Genomic DNA, 15,060 nt, shown 5'->3' with positions numbered 1-15,060 from the left:
ACGGTGCTCAGCCCTTGCCCGGATGCACGGTGCCGCAGGCGCCGCAGGTGCGGGCGTCCGCGCTGCGGTAGAACTCCTCGAACACGGGAGGCAGGTCGGCGACGATGTCGCGTACCTGGAGTTCCACCTCGTGGACGAGGTTGGAGCAGGCGGGGCAGTACCACTGGAACTTCTCCAGTGTTCCCTCCTCGCGGATCCGCTCGATGACCAGGCCGATGGAGCCGGGCTGCGGCCGCTGCGGCGAGTGCGGCAGGTTCCCGGGGAGCAGCCACACCTCGCCCTCCCTGATGGGGACGGTCCGCGGACCGTCGGGAGTCATGAGATCGACGTGCATGTCGCCCTTGATCTGGTAGAACCACTCCTCGTAGGGATCGACGTGGAAGTCGGTCCGCTGGTTGGGACCGCCCACGACCTGGGCGATGAAGTCGGCGCCGACCTGGATGGCCCGGTTGTTCACCGGCGGCTTCAGCAGGTGCTCGTGCTCACTGATCCACGAGGCGAAGTTGATCGGAGCCGGATAGGGCGCGTCCGTCATGAGCGTTCTCCTTCGTCGGTTGCGTGTGCGTGTGCGTGCGGGTTGCGAGCGATGACCTGCATCTCGATCAGCAGGTGGGGATGGGGTAGTTGGTGGACCGCGACCGTGGTCCGCGTCGGCCCGTTCTCGTCGAAGAACTCGGCGTAGACCTCGTTGTACCCGCCGAAGTCGTTCATGGACGTGAGGTAGGTCGTCACCTGGAGCACGTCCGACAGGCTCGCGCCGACCTCGCGGAGGATGCGCTGGATGTTCACGATGACGGCGCGGGTCTGCTCGCGGATGTCGAGGCTGGTGGTGCCGAGTTCGTCGGCCTCGACGCCGGCGAAGCTGTTGTCGGGTCGTCGCGAGCTGGTGCCGGACACGAACACCAGCTCGCCCGCGACCTTCACGTGCGGGAACCTGCCACGGGGACGTGCGAGCCCGTCGATCGTGCGGCTGCCGTCGTGCCGATCGGTCATGGCGTGTCGCCTCCCTTGCGGCCCCGTGTCACTCTCACCGACGCCCGCCCCAGGTCAGCCACCTGCGCGGTGACGAAGCCCTCGGTGATCGGAACGGCCGCGGTGGCCGCGCCGGCGAGGACGACGTCGCCCGCGTGGACCGGGATGGCGTGGCGGCGGCAGATCGCGGTGAGCAGCCGCAGGCCGCGGATCGGATCGCCGAGGATGGCGCCCGTGGTCCCGACGGACACGGTCCGGGGGCCGATGGTCATCCGCACCGCCAGGTTGTCGAGCGGCCGTACGGGGGCCCACGACCCGATGACGAACGCCGCCGCGGACGTGTTGTCGGCGATCACGTCCGCGTACGAGAACCGGAAGTCCCGGTAGCGCGAGTCGATGATCTCCAGTGCCGGGGCCACGGCGTCCACAGCGGTCGCGAGGGAGGCGCGCGGGTCCTCCAGATCGACGTCCCGGGCGATCCTGAAGGCGACCTCGGGCTCCACTCTCGGATGGATCAGCCTGTCGAGGCTCAGCTCTCCGCCGTCCGGGATGTCCATCGCGTCGGTGAGCTGTCCGACGATGACGTCGTGGACGCCCATCTGGCGCATCTTCGCGCGGCTGGTGAACCCGAGCTTGAGCCCGACCGGCTGTTCCCCCCGTGACCGGCGGCGAGACAGGAGGCACCGCTGGACCCGGTACGCGCTCGGGACGTCCCAGTCCCCGTGCGCCGAGCGGCCGGTGACCGGGCGCGCCGACGTCTGAGCGTCGTCCAGCTCATGCGCCAGCCGCGTGACCTCGCCGTCCGTCAGGCTCATCTGCCCTCCTCCTGACGGGCGGCGACCAGGTCGAGGGCGACGTCCGCGATCATGTCCTCCTGGCCGCCGACGAGCCGGCGGCGGCCCGCCTCCATCAGGATGGCGCGCACGTCGAGGCCGTACCTCTCGGCCGCGCGTCCGGCATGGAGCAGGAAGCTGGAGTAGACGCCCGCGTACCCCAGGGTCAGCGTCTCGCGGTCCACCATGACCGGATGCGTCCGCAGCGGGCGGACGATGTCGTCGGCCGCGTCCTGCAGGGCGAGGAGATCGCATCCGTGCTCCCAGCCCAGGAGGTCGGCCACCGCCACGAACGGCTCCGCGGGACAGTTGCCCGCACCGGCGCCCTGCCCGGCAAGTGCCACGTCGACGCGCACCGCCCCGTGTTCGACGGCGGTCACGCTGTTGGCCACCGACAGCGAGAGGTTCTCGTGCGCGTGGATCCCGATCTCGGTCCGCGGGTCCAGCACGTCACGGTAGGCGTCGACGCGTGCGGCGACGTCGCGTCCGGTCAGGCGTCCTCCCGAGTCCGTGACGTAGACGCAGTTGGCGCCGTAGGACTCCATGAGCGCGGCCTGCGCCGCGAGCGGCGCGGGTTCGAGCATGTGGCTGAGCATGAGGAAGCCGGAAACGTCCATGTCGTGGGACCGCGCCCAGTCGATGTGCTGGGCCGCGATGTCGGCCTCGGTGCAGTGCGTGGCGATCCTGACGCTGGTGACGCCGTGCCTGTGTGCGCGCTCCAAGTCCTTGATCGTGCCGATCCCGGGGATGAGCAGCGTGGTGAGCCTGGCGTGGCGCAGCACCTCGGCCGCCGCTTCGATCCATTCGAGGTCGGAGTGCGCGCCGAAGCCGTAGTTCGCGCTGGAACCGCCCAGACCGTCACCGTGCGCCACCTCGATGGCGTCCACCCCGGCCGCGTCGACGGCCGTCGCTATCCGGCGCACGTGGTCGGTCGTGTACGCGTGCCCCATCGCGTGCATCCCGTCGCGCAGGGTCACGTCCTGTATATAGAGCTTCACAGCACGGCCCCCTCGCGCAGCTCCAGAATCCGCTCGGCCGTCCGCAGGGCGGCCGACGTCATGATGTCGAGGTTGCCGGCGTACTCCGGCAGGTAGTGCCCGGCCCCGGAGACCTCCAGGAAGACCGAGACCCTGGTCCCGGTGAACGCGCGGCCCAGCGCGGGGACATGGACGCCCTCGAGCCGGTCGAACTGGGGGGTTTGCTTGAGCCGGTATCCGGGGACGTACTCCTGGACCGCGGCCACCATGTCCTCGACCGTCCGTGCGACCGTCTCCTGGTCGAGCGGGTCACGCCCAGCCGGGTCCTCCACCAGGCAGTAGACCGTGTCCCTCATGATGATGGGGGGATCCGCCGGGTTGAGGATGATGACGGCCTTGCCGACCTGGGCCCCGCCGACCGACTCGATCGCGCGGCTGGTGGTCTCGGTGAACTCGTCGATGTTGGCGCGGGTCCCAGGCCCGGCCGAACGCGACGCGATCGACGCGACGATCTCGGCATACGCGACAGGCGCCACCCGCCTGACGGCCGCGACGACGGGGATGGTCGCCTGGCCGCCGCAGGTCACCATGTTCACGTTGTCAGAGAAGTGCATCTCGTCCAGATTGACCACCGGCACGGCGTAGGGTCCTATGGCCGCGGGCGTCAGGTCGATCATGAGCTTGCCGTACCGGCGCGCGAACGCGGCATGCCGTTCGTGCGCCCCGGCGGACGTCGCGTCGAACATCACCGCCGCGTCGTGGAACTCGGGCAGCGCGGCCAGTCCGTCGATGCCGTCCGACGTCGTCGCGACACCACGCCTGCGGGCCCGTGCCAGACCGTCGGAGTCAGGGTCGATGCCGACCATGGCCGCCATCGAGAGCCGCTTCGAGAGCCGCTCGATCTTGAACATGAGATCGGTCCCGATGTTGCCGGAGCCGATGACGACGGCTCCCGCCTTCCGGCCCGCGCTCATGACCGCTCCCGCTCGACGAAGGTGACCTCGACCTGCCCCAGCCCGGACAGCCGAGCTGTGAAACGGCCGGTGCCCGCCACCTCGACCATCGGCCCGAGTGCACCGGTCATGATGACGTCGCCGGCCCGCGGCGGCCGGCCGCGGCGGACCAGTTCGCGGGCGATCCAGGTCGCCGCGACCAGCGGCGATCCCATGCAGGCGGCGCCCGAGCCGAAGGAGACGTCCTCGCCGTCCTTCTCCAGCACCATGCTGACGTCCGCGAGTTCCAGGCGGTCGAGAGAGCGCGGGGTCGTGCCGAGCACCACCGCGCCGCTGGAGGCGTTGTCGGCGATCGTGTCGCTGATCGTGATGTCCCAGTCGGCGATCCGCGAGTCCACGACCTCGATGGCGGGAAGGACGAAGCCGGTCGCCCGGATCACGTCCGCCACCGACGGCCTCGGGATCTCGATGTCGCTTTCCAGCACGAACGCGATCTCGGCCTCGACCCGGGGCTGCAGGTAGGCGCCGCGGTCCAGCTCGCTGCCGTGGGCATGCAGCATGTCGTCGAACACGAGCCCGAAGTCGGGCTCGAAGACACCGAACTGCTCCTGCACCGACCTCGTGGTGAGGCCGATCTTGTATCCCGCGACACGGGACCCGGCTCGCTCGCGTGCGGCGGCGACGGTCTCCTGGACCGCGTACGCCTGGTCGAGGTCGCGGGCGCCGATCAGGTCCCGCACCGGAGCGCACGGGACGCCGTCTCTCGCGGCGGCGAGCAGCCGCTCGGCCGCGGCCGTGATGGTAGTCGTCATAGTTGCACGCACACATTCGTGGGTTCGGTGTAGAAATGGAGCGAGGCCTCGCCGCCTTCGCGGCCGATCCCCGACAGGCCCATGCCGCCGAACGGCGAGCGCAGGTCCCGCAGGAACCAGGTGTTGACCCAGGACATGCCGACCCGCATCGCCTGGGCCACGCGGTGGCCGCGCGTCAGGTCCGAGGTCCACACGGACGACGCGAGGCCGTACTCGGTGTCGTTCGCCAGAGCGATCGCCTCCTCCTCGGAGTCGAACGGGATCACGCCGGCCACCGGGCCGAACACCTCGTCACGCATGGGACGGTCCTGCTGGCCCAGGCCGACCCAGATCGTGGGTTCGATCCACGAGCCACCGTCGAGGGCCGGCGCCATCGACGGGACGCCGCCGCCGACGACGGTCGTCGCGCCCGCCTCCCGGGCCAGGCTGAAGTAGGTGAGCACCTTGTCGCGGTGGGCTCGGGAGATGAGCGGGCCCGTCGTCGTCGTCTCGCTGAGCGGGTCGCCCAGGGTGAGCTCCCTGGCCCGGGCGGCGAGGCCGTCGACGACGTCGTCGAAGATCGGGCGCTGCACGTAGACCCGTTCGGTGCACAGGCACACCTGGCCGGTGTTCGAGAAGATCGACCGTCTGAGCCCGTCGAGAGTCGCGTCCAGGTCCGCGTCGGCGAACACCACGGCGGCGTTCTTGCCGCCGAGCTCGAACGACACCGGCCGGACCCGTCCGGCGACGGTCCGCATCACGTGTGAGCCGGTCGCCGTGGAGCCCGTGAACGTCACGCCGTCGATGCCGGGGTGCGTCGTGAGGGACTCGCCCGCCGACCCCCCGCCGAATCCGTGGACCACGTTGTAGACGCCGGCTGGCAGGCCGGCCTCGCGCAGGACCTCGGCCAGCAGGGCCGCCGTCGACGGCGTCTCCTCGCTCGGCTTGACCACCACGGTGTTGCCGCAGGCGAGCGCGGGTGCGACCTTCCAGGTCAGCAGCAGCAGCGGCAGGTTCCACGGGACCACGACCGCGACGACCCCCAGCGGCTTGCGGATCGCGTAGTTGAGGGCGCGCCTGCCGTCCGGCAGTTCGGTGAGGAACGACGCCTGCCCGGCCGCTCCTACGACGTCGGCGAAGGCCCGGAAGTTGGCGATGGCGCGCGCGACGTCGACGTCGCGGGCGTGTGTCACCGGTTTGCCGGTGTCGCGGACCTCGGCCGCGACGAACTCCTCGAAGCGTTCCTGGATCCGGTCGGCCGCGCGCCGGAGCAGAGCCGTACGGTCGTTGACCGTCCACGAGGACCAGGGGCCGGCGAGCGCGTCACGCGCCGACCGCACGGCGCGGTCCACCAGCGCGGCCCCGGCCTCATGAACGCGTCCCGCCAGGTCGCCGGTGGCGGGGTTGATGTTGTCGAACAACGACCTGCTGTCGGGCTCGGCGAACTCGCCGCCGACGAAGTTGTGGACGATGCCGTCTGCGAAGGCTGTGGTCACGCTCATATGCTCACCGCCGGCAGCCATGTCTCACAAATAGGTCTTACGGCATACGCCATGTCCATATGGGCATGCATCAGGTGTCACGTCCCAGCGTTCCGAGGTACAGTTCGATGACCTTGGGGTCGTTCAGGAGTTCCCGGCCCGTCGCGGTGATGGCGTTGGAGCCCTGGTCGAGCACGTATCCCCGGTCACAGATCTCCAGGCATCGCCGTGCGTTCTGCTCGACGATCACGACGCTCACCCCGGCCCGGTTGACGCTCCGGGTCTGCACGAACACCTCGTCCTGCATGTGCGGCGAGAGACCGGCGGACGGCTCGTCGAGCAGGAGCACCGAGGGGTTCATCATGAGCGCGCGGCCCATCGCCACCATCTGCCGTTCCCCGCCGGACAGCGAACCGGCCGGTCGGTGCCGTCTGTCCAGCAGGGACGGGAACAGGTCGCCGACGACCTGCAGCCCTTCGGCGAACCTGGCGGGCGCCTGGTAGCACCCCATCTGCAGGTTCTCCTCGATCGAAAGGCTGGTGAAGACGTTGTCCGTCTGCGGGACGAAGCCGATGCCGCGCGCCACGAGCGAGTCCGCGCGCTCGCCGGTGATGTCCTCGCCCCGCAGGCGGACGGACCCGCTGCGGATCGGCACCAGGCCGAACAGCGCTTTGAGCAGGGTCGACTTCCCGGCCCCGTTGGGGCCGATGATGCCGACCACCTCTCCCTCGGCGCACCGGACACCGGCCTTCTTGAGGATGTCGACGCCTGGCAGGTAGCCCGCCACGAGCTCGTCGGCGACCAGCAACGTGTCTGTCGTGCTCATCGGCCGTCACGCCCGCCGCTCGACGTCGTGGCGCTCTCCTCCAGGTCGCCGCCGAAGCGCTCGCCCAGATAGGCGCTGACCACCCGCTCGTCCTGCGTGACCTCGCGCGCGGTCCCCTGGGCGATCACGCGGCCCTGGGCCATGACGACGACGTGGTCGGATATCTCGTGGACCATGTCCATGTCGTGCTCGACGAACAGCACGCTCACGCCGTCGTCGCGCAGCGACACGATGTGGCCGAGCAGAGACTGCTTGAGCGCCGGGTTCACCCCGGCCATGGGCTCGTCGAGCATGACCATCCGCGGCTCCACCATGAGCGCGCGGGCCATCTCCAGCAGCTTCCGTTGCCCGCCGGACAGAGCACCGGCCGGCTCGTCGCGCTTGCCGTCCAGCAGGAACCGCGCCAGCAGCGCGCGAGCACGGGCGGTGTTCTCCTTCTCGCGCCTCCTCCACGCCAGGCTGAAGGGGGCAGCCCACAGCCGCTCGCCGAGCTGCCCCGGTGCGGCGATGCGCATGTTCTCCAGCACGGTGAGGCGGGCGAGGACTCTCGTCAGCTGGAAGGTGCGGACCATACCCAGGCGCGCGACCTTGTGCGGAGGCACGCCGGCCAGGGAATGGCCGTCGAACATCCATTGGCCGGCGTCGGGGCGGTCGAACCCGGTCAGCAGGTTGAACAGCGTGGACTTGCCGGCCCCGTTCGGCCCGATCAGCGCGGTGATCTCACCGCGGCGGACGGCCAGCCGGTCCACGTCGACGGCGGTGAATCCACCGAACCGCCGTCGCACGTTGTCCGCACGAAGGATCACGGCCGGGTCGGGGCCGGCCGCGGCGGCGGAGGCGATGCGTTCAGGCATGGAGCGCCATCTCCTTACGGTTGCCGAAGATTCCTTGCGGCCGATAGATCATCAACAGCACCAGGGCGACTCCCACGAGCACGAACCGGATCGTGCCGATCTGGTCGCCGGTCATGAGCCAGGCCGGGATGGTGGGGTCCTGCCCCGCGGTGAGAGCGTCCAGGACGCCGCCGACCAGCGAGAGGAACGCCCAGAAGACGACGGCGCCGATGACGGGGCCCATGATCCGGGCGGCGCCGCCCAGGACGAGCATCGTGCACACGATGAAGGTCAGGTCGAAGCTGAAGTTGTCCGGTTGCACGGAGTTCTGGCCCAGCGCGACGACGAACCCGCCCAGGGCGCCGATGAGACCGCCGATCGCCAGCGCCTGCATCTTGAAGGCGTAGACGTTCTTGCCCAGGCTCCGGACCGCCTCCTCGTCCTCGCGGATCGCCTTGAGCACCCGGCCCCACGGCCCGCGCATGATCGACCAGACGAAGACGCTGACGATCACGACAAGACCCCAGCCCACCGTCATGACCCACAGGTCGCTCGGCCGGTAGCCGAGGAACGGGTGGTCGAAGGGATTGGCCGCCTGGAAGGCGGCCGAGAACCCGGAGATCCCGTCACGTCCGTGGAAGACGTCCTGGAACGCCGCGCCGAAGAACAGCCGCAGGACCTCCGCGGCGGCGATGGTCGCGATGGCGAGGTAGTCCGCGCGCAGACGCAGGGTGGGCAGGCCGAGGACCAGGCCCAGCGCGACGCTGCAGAGCAGGCCGAGGCCGATCGCGGCCGAGAACGGGAGCCCGAGGGAGACGGAGCCGACCGCGAAGCCGTACGCGCCGACGGCGAGGAACCCCGCCTGCCCGAAGTTGATCAGACCTGCGTATCCGAACTGCACGTTGAGCCCGATCGCGGCCAGACAGAAGTACGCCGCGTCGACGGAGAAGCCGGCCCGCAGGGCGCTGGTCAGGATGTCCATGTCGTTCCTCTCGATCAACCGATGCGCTGGGCGCGCCCGAGGAGTCCTTGCGGCCGGAAGAGGAGTACGCCGACGAGCAGGAACAGTGCGGCGGCCATCTTCAGCTCGGACGGGATCACCAGCGTCGACATCTCGATCAAGGTGCCCACGAGCAGGCTGCCGAGGACGGCCCCCCACACGGATCCGAGCCCGCCCACCGTGATGGCCGCGAACATCACGAGGAGCTGGAGGGCGCCGAGATCGAACTTCACGGCCTGGCTGAAGCCGAGGAGCATGCCGCACGTCGCGGCGAGCAGCGCGCCTACGGCCCAGACGGTCGTGATCACCCGGTTCACGTCGATGCCCGTGGTCGCGGCGAGCGCCGCGTTGTCGGCCACCGCGCGGGTTGCACGCCCCAGGCGGGTACGTTTGAGCGCGATCGTCACACCCAGCACCAGCACCAGGGCGATCGCCACGCACACCACGTCGCGGACCGAGTACGTGATCGGGCCGAGCTGGTGCCCTTCCGGCGTCGTGTACTGGCGGTACGTCTCGGTCCGCCCGCCGGTGAAGAACTGGTAGACGTTGCGGAGGATGAACTGGACGCCGATCGAGATGATCATCATGGCCAGGACGCCGGTACCTCGCCGCCGGATCGGCCGCCAGAAGAACCGGTCCTGCGCGAAGCCGAACACGGCGGCCAGGAGCGCCGCGAGGAGGCCGGCCGGCCAGATGTCGATCCCCGCCACGTTGAGCCCGTACGTCACGAGGGCGCCGAACGTCACCATCTCGCCGTGCGCGAAGTTCGTCAGCCGGGTGGTGCCGAAGATCAGTGAGAGTCCCAGCGCGCCCAGTGAGATGATCAGGCCGAAGTAGAGACCGTTGAACAGGCTCTGCGGCACCTGGTCGGCCCAGCTCATCGTCCGGCGGTCGCCCTTGCCCAGAACGAACGTGACTGTCAGCGGAAGCGTGCCGGAGATGGTCCTGGTGATCGGATTGCGGCTGCCTTCACGCAGGGTGACGCCTCTCGGCAGCGACCCCTCGTCGAGCTTGATCGAGATGGGGCCGGCCTCGAACGGCACCTCGACGGAGAAGCCGCCGTCCGGCCGGCTGGTGGCGACGTGCTCGGCGCCCGAGGCGTCGGTCACCGTCACCCTGCCGCCACCGACCGGCGTCGATCCCGTGTCATCGCGGTTGACCAGCTTGCCGGTGACCTTCACGGTCTCGGGGTCGTCGCCGCGGGTGGCGAGCGTGGTCCGGCCGGCGATGGAGGCCGTCGCGACCGCCGTAGGGGCGGCGCCGACGAGGACCGCGACGAGCAGGGCGAGACTGAGGGCAGGGCGCAACCGCACGAGAACTCCAAGAGCTGGTGAGAAAGGGATTCCGTGCCGTGCGCCGGGGGTCGCCTCCGGCGCACGGCATCGCGGGTCGTGCTACTGACCCATCCAGAGACCGGCCTTGATCAGCTCAGGCACGATCTTCTTGGTCTCGTCGAATCCGACGAGGGCGATGGCGTCCGGGTCAGTCGCCTTGACGGCGTTGACCTCGGCGGTGAACCCGCCCGAGTCCGGAGCGTAGAAGCGGGTGGCGACGACGTTGCCTCCCGACTCCTCGAACGTCGCCTTGATGCCGGCCGCGAGGCCCTGTCCCCAGGCGTCCTGCCGGACCAGGATGGCGATGTCGGTGTAGCCGTCGTTCGACATCGTGTTGGCGAGCACGCCGCCCTGGAGCGCGTCCGACTGCATCAGGCGGAAGAAGAGCCCCCTGTCGGGGAAGGTGTCGAACTCCGGGGACGTCACCGAGGGCGAGATGTTGAGGACCCCCGCGTTCACGATCTTGTTGAGGATGCTGAGGGAGACGCTTGACGACGCCGTGCCGACGATGACGTCCACGTCCTGGTCGAGGAGTTTGTCGGTCTCCTGGGGCGCGATGTTGGGCGTTCCGTCCCCGGAGTCGCCGGCGACGAGCTCGACGTCCTCGCCCAGGACCCCGCCGTGGTCGTTGAGCTCGGCGACGGCCACCTTGACTCCGGCCGTCATCGGCGGGCCCAGGTAGGACAGATCGCCGGTCTGCGGCAGGAGCGAGCCGAACACCAGCCGCCCGTCACCGGATGCGCCCGCTCCGCTGATCTCCTGCGACGGGAGGGGAGCGGGGTCGGCGGACACCTTGCCCGTCTCGTAGCCGACCGCCTGGTAGGTGTTGTCCTTGCCGTACTGGAAGATGCCGACGGAGGCGGCCGACGGGCTGCCGGTCCTGTTGAAATCGATCGGACCGCTCAGCCCGTCGTAATCGATCTCCGCCCCGTCCTTGAGCAACGTCGAGCAGGCCGCGAAGGTGGTGCACTTCTCGCCCGGCCCGTTGGAGACGTCCCGCATCCTGGCGGCGATCCGCCTCGGCTCGTCGCTCTTGGCAGCCTCCGCCGCGAGGGCCGTCACGATCACCGAGTCGTACGACTCCACCGCGTAGGCGAAGTCCTTGAGGCGAGGGGCGACGGACAGCAGCCGCTTGCGGAACTCGTCGGTCGACTTCCCGCCAGGGATGACGCCCTTCACGCCGTCGAACGTGCCGGCCTTGAACTCGTCGCCGTACTGGGTGGTGTTGCCGTCGACCAGATAGATCTGTGTCTTCTTCGCGGGCTGGGCCGCATTCGGCTGATCACTGGAGCCGGAACATCCGGTGAGGATCAGCGATGCCGTGATGGCGGCCGACAGGCCTGTCAGTCTTCGATTCATGAGGTGCTCCAGATCGGCTGCGTCGCCCTGTTCCCCCAGTCGGCAAGACGCTTGGTACAGCCGAGGATGCGCCTGTCGGTACATGCCCGTCTAATGCGTGTTCGCTGCCACGTCATGCCCATAAGGGCATGACGTCCGTCCCTCGGGCTCCGGGCGGGGCGCCGCACGGCGGCCTCGCCCGGAGCGGGAGCCTCGGCCTAGATCAGGTCGATGCGCTCCTGGGCGATCGGGTAGCCGGCCCTGGCGAACGTGGCGGCCATCGGCAGGTTGTGCTGGTCCGTGCCGGCCACGATGCGCTCCACCCCCTCGGCGACCAGCAGATGCGTGGCCTCGACGAGCAGGTCGTAGGCGTACCCGTTGCCGCGGTGCTCGGGCACCACGCCGACGAAGCCGACGATCGCGGCGCTGTGGTTGGCGGCGGGGACGGTCAGCCCGACGAGGTCCCCGCCGGGCGTGTAGGCCAGCCGCCACCACTCGCGCGGGCTCGGCAGCCAGCGCAGCAGGTCGAGCTCCTCCCGGGCGGCCGCGTCCGGCCCGGACTCGGCGGTGGTACGGCGCGTGTGCGCGTCGAGACTGCCCTGGCCGACGCGGCGGAAGACCTCGAGGATCACCTCGTCGTCGGGTTCGGGACGGAACACGAGCCGGCCCGGACGCTCGGGCACACCGCAGTCCGGCGTCCACTCGTACCGGTAGCGCTCGACGAGCACGGACATGCCCGCGGCCACGGCCGCGTCGATGCGGGCCTGCGCCTGTTCGCGCACCACGGGGGTCTCCCGCCAGCCCCTCGGCAGCTTCATGGAGTACTCGGCGCGCAGCGGCGCCGTGCGCAGCAGTTCGACCGCCGCGTCGGCGTCGGTGAAGTCGAACCAGTCGAGCGCCATGGGCTTGTCGTCGTCCGGCCCGGCCCACCAGGCGGCACGGGCGACGACCTTGCCCTCGCGCAGGGCCACCCACGACCATTCCGGCCGGTATTCGCCGGCGGCGGCCATGGCGGTGTAGGTGTCGCCGAACGCGGCGAAGCCCACCAGCCCGGGGTCCGGCAAGGAGTCGAAGAGAGATTCCTCCCCTGCCACGAGGGGACGGATCACCAGATCGGTCATGCGAGAAAGTCCTTACAGGTAGCGACGCGCTCCCGTTCAGACCCTCGGCGCCCTCGGAACGAGGCGGAAGCGCATGACAGTCATCGTGGTCATGGTCTCCACCTCCTTGGTTCTTCGTCTCGAAGCGAGAGCGCCCCGGCAGCCTAGCAGGAAGATCGGGCGGTCAGTCGTCCAGGCCCCGCGTGCGCAGCGCCTCGCCGAGCGTGTCGGCGTGCCGAAGGACACCGATCAACAGCGGCACGGCGAACGCCCGCACGCTCCACTCGACCCCCCGGGCCCGCTGCGCCTCCCTGACCCGCGTCGCCAGCGCCGAGACGACCGGCACGCTGCGCACGGTGAGCGACAGCAGCAGCGACAGCCGGAACGGGTCGAGGCCGACGAGCCTCGCGGGCGCCAGGCAGCGTTCCAGGCAGGCCATCATGGCGGCGGTGCGGGTGGTGAGCGTCACCAGCCCCGCCAGGGCGACGGCCAGCACCATCCGCAGCGTGTACGTCACCGCGACAGGGAGGCTCGCCGACAGCGTCTGCACGGCGAACAGAGCGACCGCGAACCAGCGGACGGGCCGCACCTGCGCCCAGCCCGCCGCCCAGCCGACGCCCGACACGGCGTACAGCAGGACGACGACCACCGCGGCCCCGCCCAGCGCGACCGGGGAGTCCAGGAGCACGAGCCCCGTGCACGCCAGCGCCAGCGCCGGCAGCTTGGCGCCGGCGCCGAGGCGGTGCAGCGGCGACCGGCCCGGGACGTAGGCGCCGGTGAGCCCGTTCACGCCATCAGCTTGCGGTAGTGCCCGATCGCCGGGCCGGGCTCGTCGTCGGCGACCACGCGGCCCCCGTCCAGCACCACGACGCGGTCGAAGTCCTCCAGCAGCGCCAGGTCGTGGGTGACCACCACCACCTGGTGCGGCAGGCCGCGCAGGACGCCCGCGAACTGCCGGGAGTGGCGCAGGTCGAGCAGCGTCGTCGGCTCGTCCATCACCAGGATCCGCGGCTCCAGTACGAGGACCGAGGACAGGGCGAGGAGCTGCTTCTGGCCGCCGGAGAGCTGGTGGGCGGGATGGTCGGCGTGTTCGGCCAGGCCGTTCTCGGTGAGCACGGCCCGCACCCGCCGCTCCACCTCCTCCGGCCGCAGCCCCTTGCGGCGCAGCGAGAAGGCCACGTCCTCGGCCACGGTCGGCATGACGATCTGGGCGTCCGGGTCGGTGAAGACGAAGCCCACCTCGCGCCTGATCCGGGCGCCGTGCCTGCGGGTGTCGCGCCCGAGCACCGTCACGCTGCCCGCGGTCGGCAGGGCCAGCCCGTTGACCAGCCGGGCGAGGGTGCTCTTGCCGGAGCCGTTGGCGCCGATCACGCCGACGCGTCGTTCCGTGAGCGACAGCGTGACGCCGCACAGCACGTCGCGCTGCCCGAGCCGGACATGGACGTCGGAGAACTCGATCACTCACACCACCTCGAACAGCGCGGCGACCCCGAGGCCGCCGCCGACCGCCGCCGTCGCCAGCCCCAGCGTCCCGGAGGGCGCGCCGGCCCGTACGAGCCGGCCGAACAGCCTGGTCACCACGACCGCGCCGCTGGCACCCCAGGGGTGGCCGAGGGCCAGGGAACCTCCGTCGGCGCACACCCGATCCCGGTCGCCGTCCAGCGGGTCGAGCCCGAGCGCGTCGGTCACCGCCAGCACCTGCGCCGCGAACGCCTCCACGATCTCCACGGCCGCGACCTGGCCGAGCTGCACGCCGGCGCGTTCGAGCACGCGGCGGACGGCCGGCACCGGCCCCCATCCGGGCAGCGCCGGGTCGCAGCCGACGACCGCGCCCGCCCGCAGCCGCAGCCCGGGCAGTCCGGCCCGCAGCCGTTCCGGGACGACGGCGACCGCGGCGGCGCCGTCGCTGATCGGGGAGGAGTTGCCGGCGGTCACCGTGCCCCCGGCGACGAACGCGGCGGGCAGCCGCGACAGCGACGCCGTCCGCAGGGCGCGGGGCCGCTGGTCGTCCGTCCGGCCGCCGACGGTGACGATCTCCCGCGCGAAGCGGCCCGCGTCGCGCGCGGCCAGCGCCTTGGCGTGGCTCTGGCAGGCGTAGGCGTCCTGGCGTTCGCGGCTCACGCCGCGGGCTTCCGCGAGCGCCTCGGCCGCCGGGCCCATGTCGGGGTCGGGGTGTCCGGCCGGCGCGAACGGGGCTCGCTCGTACGGCGTGGGCGGCTCGTCCCCTCCTCCGCGGTGCGCCCGCAGCGGCGCGGTGGACGCGCTCTCCGCCCCGCCCGCGACGACCAGGTCCGCCTCACCGGCGCGCACGGCCTGGCCGGCGAGCAGGATCGCGGCCAGGCCGCTGCCGCACTGCCGGTCGACGGTGACGCCGGGGACGCCGTGTCCCAGCCCCGCCGCCAGCGCGGAGACGCGGGCGACGTTGCCGCCGGGGCCCATGCAGTTGCCGAGGATCACATCGTCCACCGGCAGGCCGAGTCCGGCGACGTCACCGGCGACCGCCGCGACGACGGGGGCGGCCAGCCGGTCGACGGTCAGGCTCCGGAACGCGTGCCCGGCGGTGCCGACGGCGGTGCGGCGGGCGGCCACGACGACCGGCGCGTCGCGCGTGTCGGTCGCCAT

At 70.9% G+C, this 15,060-nt stretch carries 16 protein-coding genes; all 16 read right to left on the bottom strand.

Going from position 1 to position 15,060, the window contains the following annotated elements; translation table 11 throughout:
• Positions 1-7: 7 nt before the first annotated feature.
• Complete coding sequence (locus HD595_RS08810; RefSeq protein WP_253767392.1) at positions 8-535, bottom strand: 3-hydroxyanthranilate 3,4-dioxygenase; 528 nt, start codon at positions 533-535, stop codon at positions 8-10.
• Positions 532-993, bottom strand: coding sequence for a RidA family protein (locus HD595_RS08805; protein ID WP_253767390.1), 462 nt, complete (start codon positions 991-993; stop codon positions 532-534). The genes HD595_RS08810 and HD595_RS08805 overlap by 4 nt, the downstream gene beginning before the upstream one ends.
• Positions 990-1,787 (bottom strand): 2-keto-4-pentenoate hydratase, encoded by a 798-nt coding sequence (locus HD595_RS08800; RefSeq protein ID WP_253767388.1) that lies wholly within the window; start codon positions 1,785-1,787, stop codon positions 990-992. The genes HD595_RS08805 and HD595_RS08800 overlap by 4 nt, the downstream gene beginning before the upstream one ends.
• The gene (dmpG, locus tag HD595_RS08795; protein WP_253767386.1) at positions 1,784-2,803 is read right to left on the bottom strand and encodes a 4-hydroxy-2-oxovalerate aldolase; all 1,020 of its coding nucleotides are present in this window, start codon (positions 2,801-2,803) and stop codon (positions 1,784-1,786) included. Before dmpG ends, HD595_RS08800 begins: the two co-directional genes overlap by 4 nt.
• Positions 2,800-3,756: an acetaldehyde dehydrogenase (acetylating) gene (locus HD595_RS08790; RefSeq protein WP_253767384.1), complete on the bottom strand. Its 957-nt coding sequence runs from the start codon at positions 3,754-3,756 to the stop codon at positions 2,800-2,802. Before HD595_RS08790 ends, dmpG begins: the two co-directional genes overlap by 4 nt.
• Positions 3,753-4,547 carry a 2-keto-4-pentenoate hydratase gene (locus tag HD595_RS08785; protein ID WP_253767382.1) on the bottom strand — a complete coding sequence of 265 codons (795 nt, stop codon included), beginning with the start codon at positions 4,545-4,547 and terminating at the stop codon, positions 3,753-3,755. The genes HD595_RS08790 and HD595_RS08785 overlap by 4 nt, the downstream gene beginning before the upstream one ends.
• Positions 4,544-6,022, bottom strand: a complete 1,479-nt coding sequence (locus HD595_RS08780) for a 2-hydroxymuconic semialdehyde dehydrogenase (protein ID WP_253767381.1) — start codon at positions 6,020-6,022, stop codon at positions 4,544-4,546. Before HD595_RS08780 ends, HD595_RS08785 begins: the two co-directional genes overlap by 4 nt.
• Before the next feature lie 76 nt (positions 6,023-6,098).
• Complete coding sequence (locus HD595_RS08775) at positions 6,099-6,833, bottom strand: ABC transporter ATP-binding protein (RefSeq protein ID WP_253767379.1); 735 nt, start codon at positions 6,831-6,833, stop codon at positions 6,099-6,101.
• Complete coding sequence (locus HD595_RS08770; protein ID WP_253767376.1) at positions 6,830-7,687, bottom strand: ABC transporter ATP-binding protein; 858 nt, start codon at positions 7,685-7,687, stop codon at positions 6,830-6,832. The genes HD595_RS08775 and HD595_RS08770 overlap by 4 nt, the downstream gene beginning before the upstream one ends.
• A complete protein-coding gene (locus HD595_RS08765) occupies positions 7,680-8,648 on the bottom strand; it encodes a branched-chain amino acid ABC transporter permease (protein ID WP_253767374.1) in 969 nt (322 codons plus the stop codon). Before HD595_RS08765 ends, HD595_RS08770 begins: the two co-directional genes overlap by 8 nt.
• Positions 8,649-8,662: 14 nt before the next feature.
• The gene (locus tag HD595_RS08760; protein WP_253767372.1) at positions 8,663-9,979 is read right to left on the bottom strand and encodes a branched-chain amino acid ABC transporter permease; all 1,317 of its coding nucleotides are present in this window, start codon (positions 9,977-9,979) and stop codon (positions 8,663-8,665) included.
• Positions 9,980-10,060: 81 nt separating this feature from the next.
• Positions 10,061-11,359 carry an ABC transporter substrate-binding protein gene (locus HD595_RS08755; RefSeq protein WP_253767370.1) on the bottom strand — a complete coding sequence of 433 codons (1,299 nt, stop codon included), beginning with the start codon at positions 11,357-11,359 and terminating at the stop codon, positions 10,061-10,063.
• A 197-nt stretch (positions 11,360-11,556) separates the two neighbouring features.
• Positions 11,557-12,459, bottom strand: coding sequence for a GNAT family N-acetyltransferase (locus HD595_RS08750; RefSeq protein WP_253767368.1), 903 nt, complete (start codon positions 12,457-12,459; stop codon positions 11,557-11,559).
• 163 nt (positions 12,460-12,622) lie between these two features.
• The gene (locus tag HD595_RS08745; protein WP_253767366.1) at positions 12,623-13,228 is read right to left on the bottom strand and encodes an energy-coupling factor transporter transmembrane component T family protein; all 606 of its coding nucleotides are present in this window, start codon (positions 13,226-13,228) and stop codon (positions 12,623-12,625) included.
• Positions 13,225-13,899, bottom strand: a complete 675-nt coding sequence (locus HD595_RS08740; RefSeq protein WP_253767364.1) for an energy-coupling factor ABC transporter ATP-binding protein — start codon at positions 13,897-13,899, stop codon at positions 13,225-13,227. The genes HD595_RS08745 and HD595_RS08740 overlap by 4 nt, the downstream gene beginning before the upstream one ends.
• On the bottom strand, positions 13,900-15,060 hold the full coding sequence (locus tag HD595_RS08735) for a thiolase family protein (RefSeq protein ID WP_253767362.1): 1,161 nt from the start codon (positions 15,058-15,060) through the stop codon (positions 13,900-13,902).

Source organism: Nonomuraea roseoviolacea subsp. carminata (genome assembly GCF_024172185.1).
Taxonomy (GTDB): Bacteria; Actinomycetota; Actinomycetes; order Streptosporangiales; family Streptosporangiaceae; genus Nonomuraea; species Nonomuraea roseoviolacea.
This window is presented reverse-complemented; position numbering and strand designations above follow the sequence as displayed.